Raw genomic sequence first — 16,862 nt, forward strand, 5'->3', positions numbered from 1 at the left:
TATGGTCTGTCGACTTGCGCCGGGGCCCGTGGTCGGCTGTGATCGCTGATCGTGGCCGACAACTCCAGCACCGTCGCTTCCGCGCCGCACGGGCACTTCGCCCGGCGCACCCTGTTCACCGGCGGCACGGCCGTCGCGGCGGTCGCGGTCCTCGGTACCGCCGCCCCCGCGCACGCGGCGGGCACCGTCTTCCGCCACGGTGTGGCCTCCGGTGACCCGCTGCCGGGCGCGGTCATCCTGTGGACCCGGGTGACCGTCGCCGAGGACGCGACGCCCGGTTCCGGTCTCGGCGAGGCGACCGGGGTCCGCTGGGAGATCGCCACCGACGCCGATTTCGGCGCCATCGCCGCCTCGGGCACCGTCACCGCCTCGGCCGAGTCCGACCACACCGTCAAGGTCGACGCGTCCGGCCTGGCCCCAGGCACCGAGTACTACTACCGCTTCACCGCCCTCGGCCAGACCTCCCCGGTCGGGCGCACCCGCACCGCCCCCGCCACCGACAGCGCGGTCGACCGCCTGCGGCTGGGCCTGGTGTCCTGCGCCAACTGGGAGGCGGGCTGGTTCGGCGCCTACCGGCACCTGGCCGCGCGCACCGATCTCGACGCGATCGTGCACCTGGGCGACTACATCTACGAGTACGCGCGCGGCAAGTACACCGGCCGCGACGGCGCGGTGCGCGGCCACGATCCGGTCCACGAGATCGTCACCCTGGCCGACTACCGCACCCGGCACGGCCAGTACAAGACCGATCCCGATCTGACCGCCCTGCACGCGCGGCTGCCGTTCATCTGTACCTGGGACGACCACGAGTCGGCCGACAACTCCTGGCGCGAGGGCGCGGGCAACCACGATCCGGCCGTCGAGGGCCCCTGGGCCGACCGCAAAGCCGCCTCCACCCGCGCCTACCTGGAGTGGATGCCGGTGCGCGAGACCCGCGCCGACGGGCAGGTGCAGATCTACCGGCGGCTGCGCTTCGGCACCCTGGCCGAGCTGTCCATGCTGGATCTGCGCACCTACCGCGACGAGGAGGCCGGGCCGGGGGCGGGCTGGCGGGTGGCCGACGACCCCGCGCGCACGATCACCGGCCGCGCCCAGATGCAGTGGCTCACCGCCGGTCTGGTGTCCTCGCCGACCCGCTGGAAGCTGGTGGGCAACTCGGTGATGATCGCCCCGCTGGTCTTCCCGCCGCTGGAACCGGCCACCACCGCCGCGATCACCGCCACCCTGGGCCTGCCGCAGGGCGGGCTCACCGTCAACGGCGACCAGTGGGACGGCTACACCGCCGACCGGCGCACCCTGTTCTCGGCCATCACCGACAACCAGGTCCGTGACGTCGTGTTCCTCACCGGCGACATCCACACCTCCTGGGCCGCCGATCTGCCGGTGGACGCCGCGAACTATCCCGGCGGCCCGACCGCGGGCGCGGAGTTCGTGGTGCCGTCGGTGACCTCCTCGAGCGTCGGCGACCTGCTGAAGACGCCGCCGCGCACGGCCTCGGTGCCCGCCGAGGCGGCCATCAAGGCAGCCAACCACCACCTGCGCTACGTCGAACTCGACTCGCACGGTTTCGGCGTGCTGGACGTGACGCCCGGGCAGACCCAGATGGACTGGTTCTACGTCCTCGACGTCACCGATCCCGGCAGCGCGGCCCGCCACGGCATGTCCTTCGCGGTGCCCGCGGGCGGGCGGCTCGAGCAGCGCGGCACGCCGATCGCCTGACGCGCCCGCGCGGAGGAGAATTCTCGGCACCGGCTGTCGATCTCGGTGGTGGCTGCTCGTCGGTGGAGTAGAGCGGCCCGATCGGCGGGCCGCCGAGTCCACGAAGGAGCGTCATCATGAGCCAGTACCTGGTCCTGATCTACGGCGACGAAGCGGTGCACGCGGCCATGTCACCGGACGAACTCGGCGGCATGCTCGCCGATCACCGGGCCTTCCAGGAGATCGCGGGTCCGGCCAACCTGGGCGGCAACGCCCTGCAGCCCACCGCGACCGCCACCACGATCCGCCACGACGCCGACGGCACCGCGATCATCACCGACGGCCCGTTCGCCGAGGCCAAGGAGGCACTCGGCGGGTACTACCTGCTCGAGGCACCCGATCTGGACGCGGCCATCGCGCTGGCCGCGCAGGTGCCCGCCACCGGCGGGGTGGAAGTGCGCCCGATCAAGGTCTTCCCGCGCTGAGCATGGTCACCGATACGGCCGCGGCCGTCGAGCGGGCGCATCGGCGCGAGTGGGCCTTCGTGCTCGCCGCGACGGTGCGCCTGACCCGCGACCTGGATCTGGCCGAGGAGTGCGTGCAGGATGCCTACGCCACGGCCCTGACCGCGTGGGCCACCGACGGCGTGCCCGGCCGTCCCGGCGCCTGGCTGACCACGGTCGCCCGGCGCCGGGCCCTCGACCTGCTGCGCCGCGACAGCACCTTCCGGCGCACCCTGCCCAAGCTCGTCGTCGAGGAGCCCACCGACGACACCGCCGACCTGGCGCTGGCCGAGTTGGACGGCCCGGCCATCCCCGACGACCGGCTACGCCTGATCAGCACCTGCTGTCACCCGGCGCTGGCCCCGCAGGCCCAGGTGGCACTCACCCTGCGGCTGGTCTGCGGCGTCACCACCGCCGAGGTGGCCCGCGCGTTCCTGGTGAGCGAGCCGACCATGGCCGCGCGAATCACCCGCGCCAAGAAGAAGATCGCGCTGGCCCGCATCCCGTACCGGGTGCCCTCGGTGCGGGAACTGCCGCAGCGGCTCGACGCCATCTGCGCGGTCATCCACCTGCTGTTCACGACGGGGCACACCGCCCCCGCCGGGGACCTGCTGGTCCGCGCCGACCTGGTCGACCGCGCCCGGCAGCTGGCCAGGATGATGCACGCCCTGGTCCCCGACGACCCCTCGGTGACCGGCCTGCTGGCCCTGATCCTGCTCACCGACGCCCGCCGCGACGCGCGCGTGGACACGACCGGCACCCTGCGCACCCTCGAACACCAGGACCGCGCCCGCTGGGACCGCGCCGCGATCACCGAGGGCATCGCCCTGGTGAAACAGGCCCTGCCGCACACGGATCGCTACACGCTGCAGGCCGCCATCGCCGCGGTGCACGACGAGGCACCGACCTGGGCGCAGACGGACTGGCCGGAGATCATCGGCCTGTACCGGTTGCTGCTGCGGGTGGCACCGTCGCCGGTCGCCCGGCTCAATCACGCCATCGCGGTCGGCCTGGCCGGACACCCGGACCACGCGCTGACGCTGCTCGGCCCGCTCGGCGCCGAACCCGCGCTGGCGACCTACGGCTATCTCGACGCCGCCCGCGCCGCCTTCCTCGCTGAACTCGGCCGGACCGACGAGGCGATCGCCGCCTACGAAGCGGCCCTGCTGGTCACCGACAATGCCGTCGAACGCGCGCACCTGCGGAGCAAGCTCCTCGGCCTGTCGACCTGACCTCGCACCGGTCCGGTCGATCAGGCCCCTTCGGCGGCGAGTTCGCGCTTCCACTCCCGGAAACCCTCTTCGGTGCGGCCACGCCGCCAGTACCCCGAGATCGACAGCCACTTGGGCGCCACCTCGCGCTCCTTGCGCAGGTACGGCCGCAGATTGCGCATCACAGCCTCGGCCTCGCCGTGTACGAAGGCCTGCACCTGCCCGGGCAGCCAGTCCGCGCCTCGCACCGCCGCGACCAGGGGCGCGTTGGCCCCGGCCAGCTCGTTGGGCACCGCGTCGGAGGACACCCCGCGGTGCACCCAGTGCACGCGCAGCTCAGCCGGGGAGTCCAGCGGGATCTCGTCCTCGGGACCGCCGACCTCGACGAACACCACCGCGGGCGCACCGGCGGCCAGCGCCTCGACCCCGGCGGCGATGGCGGGCAGGGCGGATTCGTCGCCTGCGAACAGGAACCAGTCGGCGGCCGGGTCGGGCGCGAACGCCCCGCCCGGACCGAACAGCCGGAACACCTCCCCCGCCGCCACATCGCGCGCCCACGGACCCGCGACACCCTCGTCGCCGTGCACCACGAAATCGAGGGCGATCTCGCGGGTGGCCGGGTCGAAGGACCGGACGGTGTAGGTGCGCAGGATCGGCTGACTCTCCGGCCCCAGCGTGGCCCGCACGGTGTCCAGATCGAACGGCTCGGGATACACCACGCCCGGCACCGGGAAGATCAGCTTCACGTACGCGTCGGTGAATCCGTTGGGCGCGAACCCGTCCGGTTCCACCGCGCCGATCACGCGGACCAGGTGCGGGTTCAACCACTGCTTACGGACGACGGTGACGCTGACCGGCTTCGGCACGACTGCTCCCCATTCCTCGGATGATCCGACGCTACCCCCGTCGCGCCGGAAAGTGGGGTGCTCCTACTCCGCCCAGCGCTCCTCGAGCATGGCCGAGACCTGTTCGGCGAAATCGCCGACCGCGTCGTCCCCGGTGACCCGCGCGTCCTCGGCCAGCGCCGACCAGCGGTTGATCAGCGCCTCCGAGCGCGGCACCGACAGGCCGTGCTCGCGGGCGGTGGCGATGCGGGTGTGGTCGGCGGGCAGGAACCAGTACGTCGACAGCCAGACCCAGATCAGCCGGGCCTCGAGGATCCGCTCGGCCAGCACGGCATCGTCGGCCAGCGAGGGCCAGACCCCGACCACGGCCGACCGCCAGGCCTCGACCATCTCCTTGGCCCGGCTGCGCGAGAGCTCGAAATCGCACAGGCAGCCCGGGAACGAGACCAGCGCGTAGGCGATGTCGAGGGTGGCGTCGCGGAAACCGCCCCACTCGTAGTCGAGGAACCGCGCGCCCTCGTCGTTCATGATCACGTTGTCCGGGCACAGGTCCGACGGGCTGAACGCGCGGTGGCGGCCACCGGTGAACAGGCGGTTGCCGTGCACGATGCGCTCGGCGATCTCGCCGGGCACCTCGATGCCGAGTTCGTCGCGCAGCATGCCGGGCACATCGGCGATGGCGGCTTGAGCCTGCTGGGCGATCCCGTCGACGCGGTGCACCGAGTCGACCCGGCGCATCAGCGCGACGAAGTCGGGTTCGCGCCCGACGGTCGCCGCGTGCATCCGGCCCAGCGCCTGCGCGAAGGCCATCAGCGCGTTGCGGGTGCCGGGCTCGACCCGCGCCCGCAGCACCGAGGTGAGCAGCGCGTTGTCGCCGAGATCGGACAGCACCAGCAACCGGTCCGGCACGCTGTGCGCGATGAGGAAGGCGCCGGGACGCTGCTCGCGGCTCAGCGCGGTGGTGAACTGGTAGGACACCGCCTCGCGCAGGAAGGCCGCGTCGATGCTGGCGACGCCGGGAGCCATGCCCCCGGTGCGCCGCTGCGTCGCGGTACCGCGCACCTGTTTCACGATCAAGGTGCGCGGCAGCGAAAATGCGTTCTCCGCAACACGCACGCGTAGGACTGTCGTCCTACCACTGCCGCTGAGCTCCATCGGATCGCTCAGCTTCACCGGAGCACCCATTCGCTTTGTGAGCAACTGTTGTGCTGCGGACACGACGTCGGCGGCGCGTTCGGCCAATAGTGCGGTCATCGCCTCTCAAGCTACTCGTACCTGGTCACTTCTAGCGAGCGGTTGCACAACCTTTCCGCGTCGCCCGGCGTGTTGGCGCCGAGGTTGCGCGAGTGTGCCTGTTCGCTTGACACACTCGACAGTTGTCGGGTTTTCTCATCGTCAACTGCTGTGCGCCACACCGCAAACCGGTTGAGTCGAAAGGTCTATCACAGTGACCGACACACCGTACGCCGCATCGAGCGATTCCCCCGGTGGGTCGCCCGTTCCCGGCGGTGGCGGACAGTTCGCCGGACCCCCGAATTCGCCTCCCGGCCCGGGCGGTTCGCCCGGCACCGGCACCGGCCACAGCAGGCACGGAATGGCCGGTGGCGCAGGCTATCCGCAATTCGAGGGTCCCGGCGCCGCGCAGTACGGCAACGAACCGGTCGAACCCGCGCCCCCGATTGCCGGTGCGGGCGGGCCCGCGCCGCAGTACGGCCCCGCGGGCACCGGCCCCGGATATCCCGCACCGCAGCCGAAACCGGACAGCGCGGGCTATGCCGCCGCCCCCGCGTCCGGCGTGTCGGGAGCCCGGGGCGGGCAGCCGCCGGGTTACTACCATTCGGGAGCACAAGCCCTCGATGTGGGCCGCGCGCTGAGCTACGGCTGGGAGCGCTTCCGGGTCAATCCGGGTCCGTGGCTCGGGGTCACCGGGGTGGGGGTGCTGATCTATCTCGCGTTCCTCGCGGTGGTGCAGATCTTCGAGCCCTCCTCGCTGTTCACCGTGCTGTTCCTGTTCCTGGTGGTACTGGTGGCGCTGTGGCTGCTGCAGGCGGTGATGGTGCGCGGGGCGCTCTACGAAACCGACGGCTATCCACCGGCATTCGGCTCGTTCTTCCGATTCGTGAACGCGGGCAATGTCTTGCTCACCGCCCTGCTGGCCTTCGCCGCGACCCTGATCGCCGCGTCGCTGTGCCTGCTGCCCGGGCTGGTGGTCGGCTTCCTGTGCATGTTCTCGATGCATTTCGTCATCGATCAGGACTACGGCCCGGTGGAGGCGATCAAGGCCAGCGCGCAGCTGGTGATCGCCAACCTGTGGGCCGCGCTGCTACTGGCGCTGACGATCACGCTGGTCACCCTGGTGGGTCTCGCGCTGTGCGGGTTCGGGCTCTTCGTGGCCGGTCCGGTGTGCACCATCGCGGTGACCTACGCCTACCGGCTGCTCACCGCGGGCCCGGTCGCGCGCGTGTGAGGCTCAGCGGTCGAACGGCGTGCGCATGCCGAGCGCACGCTGGAACCGGCCCACCGGACCCTCCTCGTCACCGGCCCGCGGCCGCAGCGTGAGCACGATGACCCCGGCCATGACGATGCCGAGCAGGTTCACCGCGAGCTGACCGGCCGACTCGAAGGCCCGGTGCCACTGCCCGATGGCCGCGGCGACCACCGCGTAGCCCGCGGCGGGCACCGTGGTGACCGAGATGAACACGCCGATCAGCGCCGCCGATTTCGCCGTCACCAGCGAGAGCATGCCCGCCGCGCCCGCCAGCAGCGCGACCACCAGGGAGAACGGGCCGACCTGGTAGATGAAGTCGACATTGTGCGCGTCGATCACGCCCTCGGTGGTGATCCAGCCGAGGCGCTCCCACACCAGCGTCGCGGCCAGCGTGATCGCCATCGCCACCGGGAAGGCCACCGCCAGCGCGATCACCGATCGCAGCGCCAGCCGCCGGTCGCGCCGCACCAGCGCCACCGACAGCGCCGCCAGCGGACCGAACTCCGGCCCCACCACCATCGCGCCGACCACGGTGACCGGCGAGTTCGTCGCGACACCGATCGAGGCCAGCAGACAGGCGATGGTCAGGAACGCGACGAAGGTGATGTTGAGCGAGGACTCCTCGTGGGTCTCCTTCAGCAACTGCTCCCAGACCACCGCGTCGGTCGCGTCGCCGGGCGCGGCCCGCACCGCCCGGTCGGCGGCATCGGAGAGCACCGTCGTGACCGGGCCCAGCGTGATCCCGCCGTGGTGCACGAGCCCGAGGCCCTCCACATCCGCGAGCACCTTGTTGGCGCCCTCGCGGGCGACATCGGCCTGCACGAGGTCCCCGGCCGGGTCGACGGCGATGCCCGGCGCCACCGTGAGATGGGTGACGCCGGGGTCGGCGCGCAGCAGCGCCACCAGCGCGTCGGTGTGCTCGGGCGGGCTGATGACACGCAGATGCAGCACCGGAGACCTCCTGGTCGGGGCGGAACTGACCAGAAGGTACCCGGTGGCGGCGCGGGTGCGGCCCTACTTCTCGGCGGCGGCCTTCGGCGCGTCGGCCTTGGCGTCGCCGCCCTTGGGCTCGGGCTTGGCGTCGATGCCCGCCTCCTTGCGCTGCTGCGCGGTGATCGGCGCGGGCGCGTCGGTGAGCGGGTCGACGCCGCCACCGGTCTTCGGGAAGGCGATGACCTCGCGGATGGAGTCCTCCCCGGCCAGCAGCGCGGTGATGCGGTCCCAGCCGAAGGCGATGCCGCCGTGCGGCGGGGCGCCGTAGGAGAAGGCGTCGAGCAGGAAGCCGAACTTCTCCTGCGCCTCGTCGTGACCGATGCCCATCACCTTGAACACGCGTTCCTGCACGTCGCGGCGGTGGATACGGATGGAACCGCCACCGATCTCGTTGCCGTTGCAGACGATGTCGTAGGCGTAGGCCAGCGCCGCGCCCGGGTCGGTGTCGAAGGTGTCCATCGACTCCGGCTTGGGCGAGGTGAACGCGTGGTGCACGGCGGTCCAGGCCGAGTAGCCCAGGGCCACGTCACCGCTGGCGGTGGCGTCGGCGGTCGGCTCGAACATGGGGGCGTCGACGATCCAGACGAAGGCCCAGGCGTTCGGGTCGATGAGGTCGCACTTGCGGGCGATCTCGCCGCGCGCGGCGCCCAGCAGCGCGCGCTGCGCCTTGGTCGGGCCCGCGGCGAAGAACACGCAGTCACCGGGCTCGGCGCCGACGTGCTTGGCCAGGCCCTCGCGCTCAGCGTCGGACAGGTTCTTGGCGACCGGGCCGCCCAGGGTGCCGTCCTCGTTGATCAGGATGTAGGCCAGGCCCTTGGCGCCGCGCTGCTTGGCCCATTCCTGCCAGGCGTCGAGCTGACGGCGCGGCTGGCTCGCGCCACCGGGCATCACGACCGCGCCCACGTACTCGGCCTGGAACACCCGGAACGGGGTCTCGGCGAAGAACTCGGTGCACTCGGTGATCTCCACTCCGAAGCGCAGGTCGGGCTTGTCCGAGCCGAAGCGGCGCATGGCCTCGGCGTAGGTCATGTGCGGGATCGGGGTCTGGATCTCGTAGCCGACCAGGCTCCACAGCGCGGTGAGCACGTCCTCGGCCAGCAGGATCACGTCCTCCTGGCGCACGAAGCTCATCTCGATGTCGAGCTGGGTGAACTCGGGCTGACGGTCGGCGCGGAAGTCCTCGTCGCGGTAGCAGCGCGCGATCTGGAAGTAGCGCTCGATGCCGCCGACCATGAGCAGCTGCTTGAACAGCTGCGGGCTCTGCGGCAGCGCGTAGAAGCTGCCCGGCTGCAGGCGGGCGGGGACCAGGAAGTCGCGGGCGCCCTCGGGGGTCGAGCGGGTGAGGGTGGGGGTCTCCACCTCGATGAACTCGTGGCGGGCCAGCACCTCGCGGGCGGCGGCGTTGACCTTGGAACGCAACCGGATGGCGTGCGCGGGGCCCTCGCGGCGCAGGTCGAGGTAGCGGTACTTGAGGCGGGCCTCGTCGCCGGGGGTCTCGTCGAGCTGGAACGGCAGCGGCGCGCTCTCGTTGAGCACCACCAGTTCCTTGACGTCGATCTCGATCTGGCCGGTCGGCAGCTCCGGGTTCTCGTTGCCGTCGGGCCGCCGCTCCACCACACCGGTGATCTGCACGACGTACTCCGCGCGCAGCTTGTGGGCCTGCTCGGCCGCCTCGCCCTCGCGGAACACGGCCTGCGCGACCCCGGAGGCATCGCGCAGATCGATGAAGATCACGCCACCGTGGTCACGCCGCCGGGCCACCCAGCCGGTGAGGGTGACGGTCTGACCGGCGTGCTCGCTTCGCAGCGAACCAGCCAAGTGGGTGCGCAGCACGGTATTCCTTTCGACGAGTTTCTCCCGCCTGCGCGGGAAGCAGGCGGCTGCACCATCGTAGTCACAGTCGAACGATGACCGGCACCGACATCGACCAGTCTCGACCACAGCCATCAGCACAACTCGTCCTGGCGGAGCGATCGGCAAAACTGTCTACTGAAAGCGAAAAGGCGGCCACGATGGGCTGCCTTTTACTCGATCTCCGTCAGTCGACTGTTACCTGACGCGAACCCACTCCCACTCGGCGCACTTGCCAGGCTGAACCGGTCCCTGCTTCTGGCGCCACTCCCAGACACGGCCTTGCTCGTCGATGCGCTGAGTGTTGTTACGGCCGATGCACACATCGTCGCGGAATTGCCCGGCGACAACCTCGGCGGATGTCGAAGTCGTGGTCGCATGCCCAGCCGCCAACACCCCCGCCACTGCAAGGAAGGACAGCACCATGACTGTAGGACGGAAAGACAAAGTACGACTATTCATTTCAGCTCCCCCTGAGACGATTTGTTTCTCGATCACATCACTCCGGACCCAGCGCACACCACAACATATGACCTACATCACTCACCGAGACCGGAACGATGTACGACTGAGAACACCGGCAACGATCTGCACCTCGCTGCTGTCGCGCGAACCTGAGCAGCGAACACGTAGGCCAACGTGGACCGACCTCGCCTCGCTTATGTCAAGCTGATGATCATCCGGCGAACGTGCGGGCGACAGGACAGAGAGCGGCGATGACGTTCAACGAGGGAATGCAGATCGACCCGGACCGGGTCTCCTGGGGTGGCGGTGGCCCGGGAAGAGGCGGCAAGATCGCACTGGGTGGCGGCGCAGGCGGACTGATAGTGCTTGTGCTGGCACTATTGCTCGGCGGCGATCCGGGATCGCTCCTAGGCGAGCTCACCGGCGCCCAGAATCCTCAGGAAGCGTCGGCGCCCGGCGCGCTACCTGAACACTGTACGGACGGCGCGAGCGCGAACAAGTACGTGGATTGTCGTGTGGCGCTGACCATCCAGAGCCTGGACTCGGTGTGGTCTGCCGAATTGGCAAAGCAGACCGCGACTCGCTATGTCGAACCCAGCGTGCGTGTGTTCTCCGGCGCGGTGAGCACCGGTTGCGGCAATGCCACCAGTGACGTGGGCCCGTTCTACTGCCCCGCCGACCAGACGGCCTACTTCGACACCAGCTTCTTCCAGGAGCTCACCGATCGTTTCGGCGCCAGCGCGGGCCCGCTGGCCCAGGAGTATGTGGTGGCGCACGAGGTGGGCCACCACATCCAGAACCAGCTCGGTGACATCGGCCGGGCCCAGCGCGACCCGAAGGGCGCGCAGTCGGGTGCGGTCCGCACGGAGCTGCAGGCCGACTGCTACGCGGGCATCTGGGCGCACTTCGCCGACAAGCAGCCCGCGCCGGGCAGCAGCCAGCCTTTCCTGAAGCCGATGACCGACAGCGACATCCGTGACGCGCTCTCGGCCGCCAATGCCGTCGGTGACGACCGGATCCAGCGCTCGGCCGGGCGCGGGGTCAATCCCGAGTCCTGGACGCACGGGTCCTCCGAGCAGCGCCAGAAGTGGTTCCTGGTCGGCTACAAGACCGGCCAGGTGTCCTCCTGTGACACCTATTCCGCGGGTGACCTGAACAACCCGCCCGGGCTACGCTGACCCCCGAACGCGACACCGACACATCGTCTTTCGAGGGGAATCCATGCGCCTGACCATGACCGGACTGCTCGTCTGCGCACTCGCTCTGCCCGGCCTGAGCGCCGCGGCCCACGCGGAGCCGACGCCGCTACCGCTGGTCAGCCTGACCACGATTCCCGACGGCTGGTCGCAGCGCACCGACCTGCGCCCGGAACTGCAGGTGTTCGCCGACGGCGAGGCCGTGCGCAGTCCCGACGCGGTGAGCAAGGACCGCAAGCCCGAGACGGCGGCGAAGAAGGTGACCGGCCGGGTCGATCCCGCGGTGCTGGCCGCGGCCGAGGACGAGATCGCGGCGCTGGCCGAGGTCGACTTCGGGATTCCGGCCGGGGACGGCAAGGGCACCCAGATCATCGATCTGATGCCCGAGGATCCGGCCGGGGAGGTGCACCTGGTGGTCTACTCCCCCGCCGCGACCGACGGGCTGACCGGTGAGCAGCAGGACGCCCGCAAGCGGTTCACCGCTCTCTACAAGAAGCTGATCGACGCCTTCAAGAGCTGAGAACGCGGTGCGCCGGTGGCTGTGGGCCACCGGCGCACCGACTGCTCAGAACCGGTCTTCGTCGGCGTCGCGCTCGTCCTCGTGCACCGCGCCGATGACATCGGGCGTGGATTCCCCGAGCGGACCGGTGAGATCGTCGTTGCCGGTACGGCTCTGGTAGGCCTGCACGGTCCGGCCGTGCTCCTCGTCGCTGCCGCCACGCTGACCGCCCGCACCCGCGCCCGCGCCACCGCCGCCCATGAAGTTGGACCCGCCGGTGCTCGCGGGGGTGGTGTTGCCCAGGCCGGTGCCCAGACCCGTGCTCAGGACCCGGCCCGCGGTGCCCGGCACCGCGGCACCCGGCAGACCGGCCGACTTGGGGGTGCCCGCGCTCGGCGTGCCGCCGGTGCTGCCACCCGCGCCCCCGCCGCCGCCCCGGGCCACGCCCAGCGCGCCCAGCGAGGAGCCGGGGCTGCCGGTGGAACCACCGGTGCCCAGGCCGGACGGGGTGGTGCCCGGCGTCGTGGTGGTGCCGGGGCTGGTGGTCGTGGCCGCGGTGGTGGAGTCGTCGCCGGTGAGGGCCTCTTGCGCCTGGGTGAGCAGCGGTTCGCCGATGTTCTCCGAGACCGCCGTGAGCGCTTCCTCCGGCGAGGGCAGCCCGCTCTGCGCGGCGAGCTGCTGCACCACGCCGCTGAGCTCGGCGGTGTGCCCGGCCAGCTGGCCGCGGGTCACGTTGACCACGGTGACCGCCTCGCCCAGGTGCTCGGTGGCCAGGCCGATGAGCGCGGCCTGGGTGGGCGGCAGCATGATCGTCGGCGCGAGCGCGGCGGCCTGCGCGGCGAAGGTGGTGGCGATCGTGGACAGCTGCGCGTTGCCCGACTGGACCACGGCGGCGGCCTGCTGGGTGAGCGCGGCGATATCGATACCGCGCTGGCTGGTCTCCTCGCCCTCGGTCTGCGCCTGCTGGCTGGCGGTGGTGGCGGCGTCGGAGGACTGGCCCTCCCACAGCTGCTGGACGGTCTTCACCCCGCCCTGCGCCACGCTCATGGCCTGCTCGATGATCGCCGAGGAGCTGCTCAGGATCGAGGTGGGGTCGATCGAGCCGAATACGCCGGAGCCGAAGCTGCTCAGCAGCGACAGCAGCGGCTCGAACAGCGTCTCGATGCCGGGCAGTTCGGGCAGCGAGAGCCCGCTCAGCAGCGCGGCGACCGGGTCCTCGCTCTGCGTGGTGGTGGCGGCCGAGGTGTTCCCGGACGTGGTGCCCGCCAGCGCGCTCTTGGCCTGGTCGAACACGGTCTGCGCGTTGGCGAGTACCGGCGCGACGAGCGCGTCGATCGAGGTCTGCGCGTCGCCGAAGGCGGTGGCGGCGTCGGCGGCGACCCCGGAGAGGATGTCCTGGGCGTCGACCGAGCCGTCGGTGAGCCCGGACAGGCCGGACAGCCCGGCGGTGGGCAGCGCGCCCGAGTTCTGTGCGTCGTCGCTGACCTTCTGGGCCAGGGTGAGGATGGGCTCGTCGACGTCCTCGGGCAGCTGCATCAGCGGCACGTCGAGGATGGCCTGGCTCGCGTAGTCGGCCGGGGCCGCGGCCAGCGCGGTCTCGGTGGCGGCGTCGGCGGCGGCCATCGCGGCGTCGGGGGTGATGACGCCCGCGTCGGCGCTCAGCGGCTTCATGCGCCGCCGCCGATCCCGGCGGTCTGGCGCGCGAGGTCGGCGGCGCGGGACAGGTCCTCGGTCTCGAAGGTGACCGAGGTCTTGAACGCGGCGTCCGACAGCGAACTGAACTTGGCCGACAGATCGTTGATGTCCTTGGCCTGCAGGGCCTGCGCGGCCGCGAACATCGCCAGGTAGTCGGCGCCGATCAGGCCGAACACCGGCGTCATCGCGGCGACATTGCCCGCCGCGTCGGTGATCCCCGCCGAGGCGACGTTCGCGGCCACCACGGAATTGGTCGCGGCGAAGGCCGTGACAGCATCGGTTTCGACCGAGAGATCGGTCATGCGAAATCCCCCCAACTCGTCGTGAAAAGTCTTCTCCGGCTGACGCGGTCGGCCGCCACGGAACTCCCGACGCGACGACCCGACAGCGCAGTGTGCCAAATATAGCCGAATCCCCCGACGCGTTTCGACTCGTGTCACCGGCGGATCTGACCGAATCCTCGCAAAACTAGAACCTGTTCTATATCCTCGGGCGCATGAAGGTCGCAGTGACCGGCGCAGCCGGCTACCTCGGTACCAACCTGATCCCGCAGCTCGTCGAGCGCGGCCACGACGTCGTGGCCATCGACCGGGCCGCACCGACCACCACCGACCCGGCCGTGACCTGGGTCGAGGGCGATGTGCTCGACCCGGCGTCGATGCGCACGGCGCTGGCCGACGCCGAGGTGGTCTACCACCTGGTCGCGTTGATCACCCTCGCCGAGAAGAACGACCTGGCCTGGCGGGTCAACACCGAGGGCGTGCGGGTCACCGCCGAGGCGGCGCTCGAGGTCGGCGCCCGCCGGTTCGTGCACACCAGTTCCATCCACGCCTTCGACCAGTACCGCGCGGGCGGGCACATCGACGAGACCTCCGGCCGCTCGGCCGACCCGGCCCTGCCGGTCTACGACCGGTCCAAGTGGGCGGGCGAGCAGGCGCTGCGCCCGGTGATCGAGCGCGGCCTGGACGCGGTGATCGTGAACCCGACCGGCGTCTACGGCCCGGCCGACCACCCCGAGCGGCTGTCCCGGCTCAACCGGACAGTACTCGAGGCCGTGCGCGGCCGGATGCCGGTGATGATCGGCGGCGGCTTCGACCTGGTCGACGTGCGCGATGTCGCCAAGGGCCTGATCCTGGCCGGTGAGAAGGGCCGCACCGGCGAGAACTACCTGCTCGGCGGCGAGCTCACCATGCTCATCGACCTGTGCCGGATGGCCGCGGCGCACGTCGGCGCCAAGGGCCCGCGCTTCGCCATCCCGGCCAAGGCGCTGGGCGCGCTGCTGCCGGTGGTCGAGCCGATCAGCAAGCGGCTGGGCTCCGACATCCTGTCCAAGGCCGCCCTCGGCGCGGTGATCTCGGCGCCGCGCGTCGATCACGGCAAGGCCGAACGCGAACTCGGCTACCAGCCGCGCCCCACCCGCGAGACCGTCGCCGACCTGGTGGATTTCCTGCGGGCCCCGCGCGCCGCTTGACACGAGTTCGAACGCATGTTCGACTCAGGGGGTGCGGTGGCAGAGCCAGACCCTCGACGCCGATGACGGCGCCCTGCCCGGGCTGACCCGGGCGGGGCTGGTCCGCACGGTCCGCACCCCCGAGTTCGACGGCATCACCTTCCACGAGGTGCTCTGCAAGAGCGCGCTGAACAAGATGCCGGAGAGCTCGGCGCTGCCGTTCCGCTGGACCATCAATCCGATGCGCGGGTGCTCGCACGCCTGCCGGTACTGCTTCGCGCGCGGCAGTCACGAATACCTGGGCCTGGACGCCGGGCGCGACTTCGATTCCGAGATCGTGGTGAAGACCAATGTCGCGGCGGTGCTGCGGCGCGAGCTGGGCCGCCGGTCCTGGCAGCGCGAGGCGGTGGCCTTGGGCACCAACACCGATCCGTATCAGCGGGCCGAGGGCCGGTATCGCCTGATGCCCGGCATCATTCGCGCGCTCACCGAGGCGCACACCCCGTTCTCGATCCTCACCAAGGGCCCGCTGCTGCGCCGCGATCTGCCGCTGCTGGTGGCGGCGGCCCGGCAGGTGGAGGTCAGCGTGGCGGTCTCGATCGCCATCCTGGATCCGGACCTGCACCACAGCCTCGAGCCCGGTACGCCCGAACCCCGGGCCCGCTTGGAGCTGGTGCGTGCGCTGGCCGAGGCGGGCTTCGCCGTCCATGTCATGGCCGCGCCGATCATCCCGTGCCTCACCGACGGCCGCGCGCACCTGGAGGCATTGGTCTCGGCCATCGCCGAGGCGGGCGCCACCAGCGCCACGGCCTTCCCGATGCATCTGCGCGGGCCGACCCGCGACTGGTTCCTGAGCTGGCTGGCCACCGAACACCCGGCCCTGATCCGCCGCTACCGGCAGCTCTACGCGCGCGGAGGCACCGTCTCGCCCACCTACCGCACCTGGCTGCGCGAGCGCATCGACCCGCTGCTCACCGAGTACGGATTACACCGCCCGCAGGGCCCGACCACGCCCCCGACCCAGCCGCTGCCCGCACCGGCCGATCAGCTCGCGCTCTTCGGCTGAGCGAAGCCGCCGCGGGACGCCCCACTGGAATCCTGTCTGCCCTCGCACCATCCGGCCGAGGCAGACGCATATCGGCTCGGTGACCAGCACATAGCGCCATGGCGCAGGGCCGGAGGCAAGGCGCGACCGTGTGTATCGGCGCGGGTGGTGATCGGTCGTCGGGCATCACCCCGACACCCGACGGTGCCCACCGGGTTTCCGCGCTCAGGACAGCTCGGCGACCTCGGTGTCGGTGAGGACCACCGGCGAGACCGCGTCCTTGGCGCGCACCAGCCGCACGCCGCGATACAGCGGCCGCTCGCCCAGCCCCGCGTCGCGCGCCTCCGCGCGCAACTGCGCCACCAGCACGGCCGACACCGAGACGGCGGCGGCCAGCTCACTGGCCGACAGCGCGTCGGCGAGCTTGCGCAGGCCGAGCAGGTGCAGTTCGCGCCCGCTGCCCGCGTCGGTGTACATCGCCAGCGGCACCAGCTGGGTGTCGGCGCCGACGGTCACCTTCAGCACGATCCGGCTCAACCGGCCGGGGAACACCAGCAGGTGCACGCCGGTCGCGTCGGCCAGGTCGATCCGGTGCGCACCGAACAGACGACGTGCCTGGATCTCGGTGCCGCACAACCACATCCGCCTGCGGCCGAAGGCGATCACATAGCCGATGGTCGGCACCGCGACGACCAGCCCGAGCACGATCGCGTAGGTCCAGCTCAGCCAGATCGCCGAGAGCAGGGCCACCACGACGCCGACGGCGAGCGCGCCGAGCGCCAGCCTGCGCAGCATCGGCGCGAACACCTCGGGCGCCACCAGGTCGATGCCGACCGGTTCGGCGCGGCCGGAATCCCCGTTCACCCTGTTCCCTTCCACCGGTCAGCGGCGGTCCCGGTGACGGCGCGGTCAGCCTACCGCGC

General features: G+C 71.1%; 16 protein-coding genes. 9 read left to right on the top strand and 7 right to left on the bottom strand.

The features are described from left to right. Positions 1-51 precede the first annotated feature (51 nt). From WA675_RS10675 to WA675_RS10685, 3 genes are all read left to right on the top strand, one after another. Entirely contained in the window at positions 52-1,719 is a 1,668-nt protein-coding gene (locus WA675_RS10675) for an alkaline phosphatase D family protein (RefSeq protein WP_336084060.1), read from the top strand. A 116-nt stretch (positions 1,720-1,835) separates the two neighbouring features. Further along, positions 1,836-2,183: a YciI family protein gene (locus WA675_RS10680; protein WP_336084061.1), complete on the top strand. Its 348-nt coding sequence runs from the start codon at positions 1,836-1,838 to the stop codon at positions 2,181-2,183. Positions 2,184-2,185: 2 nt separating this feature from the next. Further along, a complete protein-coding gene (locus WA675_RS10685; protein WP_336084062.1) occupies positions 2,186-3,433 on the top strand; it encodes an RNA polymerase sigma factor in 1,248 nt (415 codons plus the stop codon). Positions 3,434-3,453: 20 nt separating this feature from the next. Here WA675_RS10685 and WA675_RS10690 read toward each other — a convergent pair whose 3' ends face one another. Together WA675_RS10690 and WA675_RS10695 are read right to left on the bottom strand one after the other, a co-directional pair. Continuing rightward, positions 3,454-4,278 (bottom strand): siderophore-interacting protein, encoded by an 825-nt coding sequence (locus WA675_RS10690; RefSeq protein ID WP_336084063.1) that lies wholly within the window; start codon positions 4,276-4,278, stop codon positions 3,454-3,456. 63 nt (positions 4,279-4,341) lie between these two features. Next, positions 4,342-5,511, bottom strand: coding sequence for a phosphotransferase family protein (locus WA675_RS10695; RefSeq protein WP_336084064.1), 1,170 nt, complete (start codon positions 5,509-5,511; stop codon positions 4,342-4,344). Positions 5,512-5,704: 193 nt separating this feature from the next. Between WA675_RS10695 and WA675_RS10700 the strand changes: the two genes are divergently transcribed. Further along, on the top strand, positions 5,705-6,724 hold the full coding sequence (locus tag WA675_RS10700; RefSeq protein ID WP_336084066.1) for a hypothetical protein: 1,020 nt from the start codon (positions 5,705-5,707) through the stop codon (positions 6,722-6,724). Between the two features lie 3 nt (positions 6,725-6,727). On the opposite strand, the gene WA675_RS10705 is transcribed toward WA675_RS10700, so the two are convergent. Further along, positions 6,728-7,696 (bottom strand): DUF389 domain-containing protein, encoded by a 969-nt coding sequence (locus WA675_RS10705; RefSeq protein WP_336084067.1) that lies wholly within the window; start codon positions 7,694-7,696, stop codon positions 6,728-6,730. Positions 7,697-7,759: 63 nt separating this feature from the next. Continuing rightward, positions 7,760-9,571, bottom strand: a complete 1,812-nt coding sequence (gene aspS / locus WA675_RS10710; protein WP_336084068.1) for an aspartate--tRNA ligase — start codon at positions 9,569-9,571, stop codon at positions 7,760-7,762. Positions 9,572-9,645: 74 nt separating this feature from the next. Between aspS and WA675_RS10715 the strand changes: the two genes are divergently transcribed. From WA675_RS10715 to WA675_RS10725, 3 genes are all read left to right on the top strand, one after another. Beyond that, a complete protein-coding gene (locus tag WA675_RS10715; RefSeq protein ID WP_336084069.1) occupies positions 9,646-9,795 on the top strand; it encodes a hypothetical protein in 150 nt (49 codons plus the stop codon). Between the two features lie 510 nt (positions 9,796-10,305). Continuing rightward, positions 10,306-11,232 (top strand): KPN_02809 family neutral zinc metallopeptidase, encoded by a 927-nt coding sequence (ypfJ, locus tag WA675_RS10720; protein WP_336084070.1) that lies wholly within the window; start codon positions 10,306-10,308, stop codon positions 11,230-11,232. A 43-nt stretch (positions 11,233-11,275) separates the two neighbouring features. Continuing rightward, positions 11,276-11,770: a hypothetical protein gene (locus tag WA675_RS10725; RefSeq protein WP_336084071.1), complete on the top strand. Its 495-nt coding sequence runs from the start codon at positions 11,276-11,278 to the stop codon at positions 11,768-11,770. A gap of 45 nt (positions 11,771-11,815) precedes the next feature. On the opposite strand, the gene WA675_RS10730 is transcribed toward WA675_RS10725, so the two are convergent. After that, the gene (locus WA675_RS10730) at positions 11,816-13,420 is read right to left on the bottom strand and encodes a hypothetical protein (RefSeq protein ID WP_336084072.1); all 1,605 of its coding nucleotides are present in this window, start codon (positions 13,418-13,420) and stop codon (positions 11,816-11,818) included. Next, a complete protein-coding gene (locus tag WA675_RS10735) occupies positions 13,417-13,746 on the bottom strand; it encodes a type VII secretion target (protein ID WP_336084073.1) in 330 nt (109 codons plus the stop codon). The genes WA675_RS10730 and WA675_RS10735 overlap by 4 nt, the downstream gene beginning before the upstream one ends. A gap of 194 nt (positions 13,747-13,940) precedes the next feature. On the opposite strand from WA675_RS10735, the gene WA675_RS10740 reads away from it, so the two are divergent. Then, positions 13,941-14,915: an NAD-dependent epimerase/dehydratase family protein gene (locus WA675_RS10740; RefSeq protein ID WP_336084074.1), complete on the top strand. Its 975-nt coding sequence runs from the start codon at positions 13,941-13,943 to the stop codon at positions 14,913-14,915. Positions 14,916-14,946: 31 nt separating this feature from the next. After that, positions 14,947-15,960, top strand: coding sequence for an Rv2578c family radical SAM protein (locus WA675_RS10745; protein ID WP_336084075.1), 1,014 nt, complete (start codon positions 14,947-14,949; stop codon positions 15,958-15,960). A gap of 204 nt (positions 15,961-16,164) precedes the next feature. Here WA675_RS10745 and WA675_RS10750 read toward each other — a convergent pair whose 3' ends face one another. Beyond that, on the bottom strand, positions 16,165-16,803 hold the full coding sequence (locus WA675_RS10750) for a hypothetical protein (protein WP_336084076.1): 639 nt from the start codon (positions 16,801-16,803) through the stop codon (positions 16,165-16,167). Between the last annotated feature and the right edge of the window lie 59 nt (positions 16,804-16,862).

The organism is Nocardia sp. SSK8, assembly GCF_037034205.1.
Classification (GTDB): domain Bacteria; phylum Actinomycetota; class Actinomycetes; order Mycobacteriales; family Mycobacteriaceae; genus Nocardia.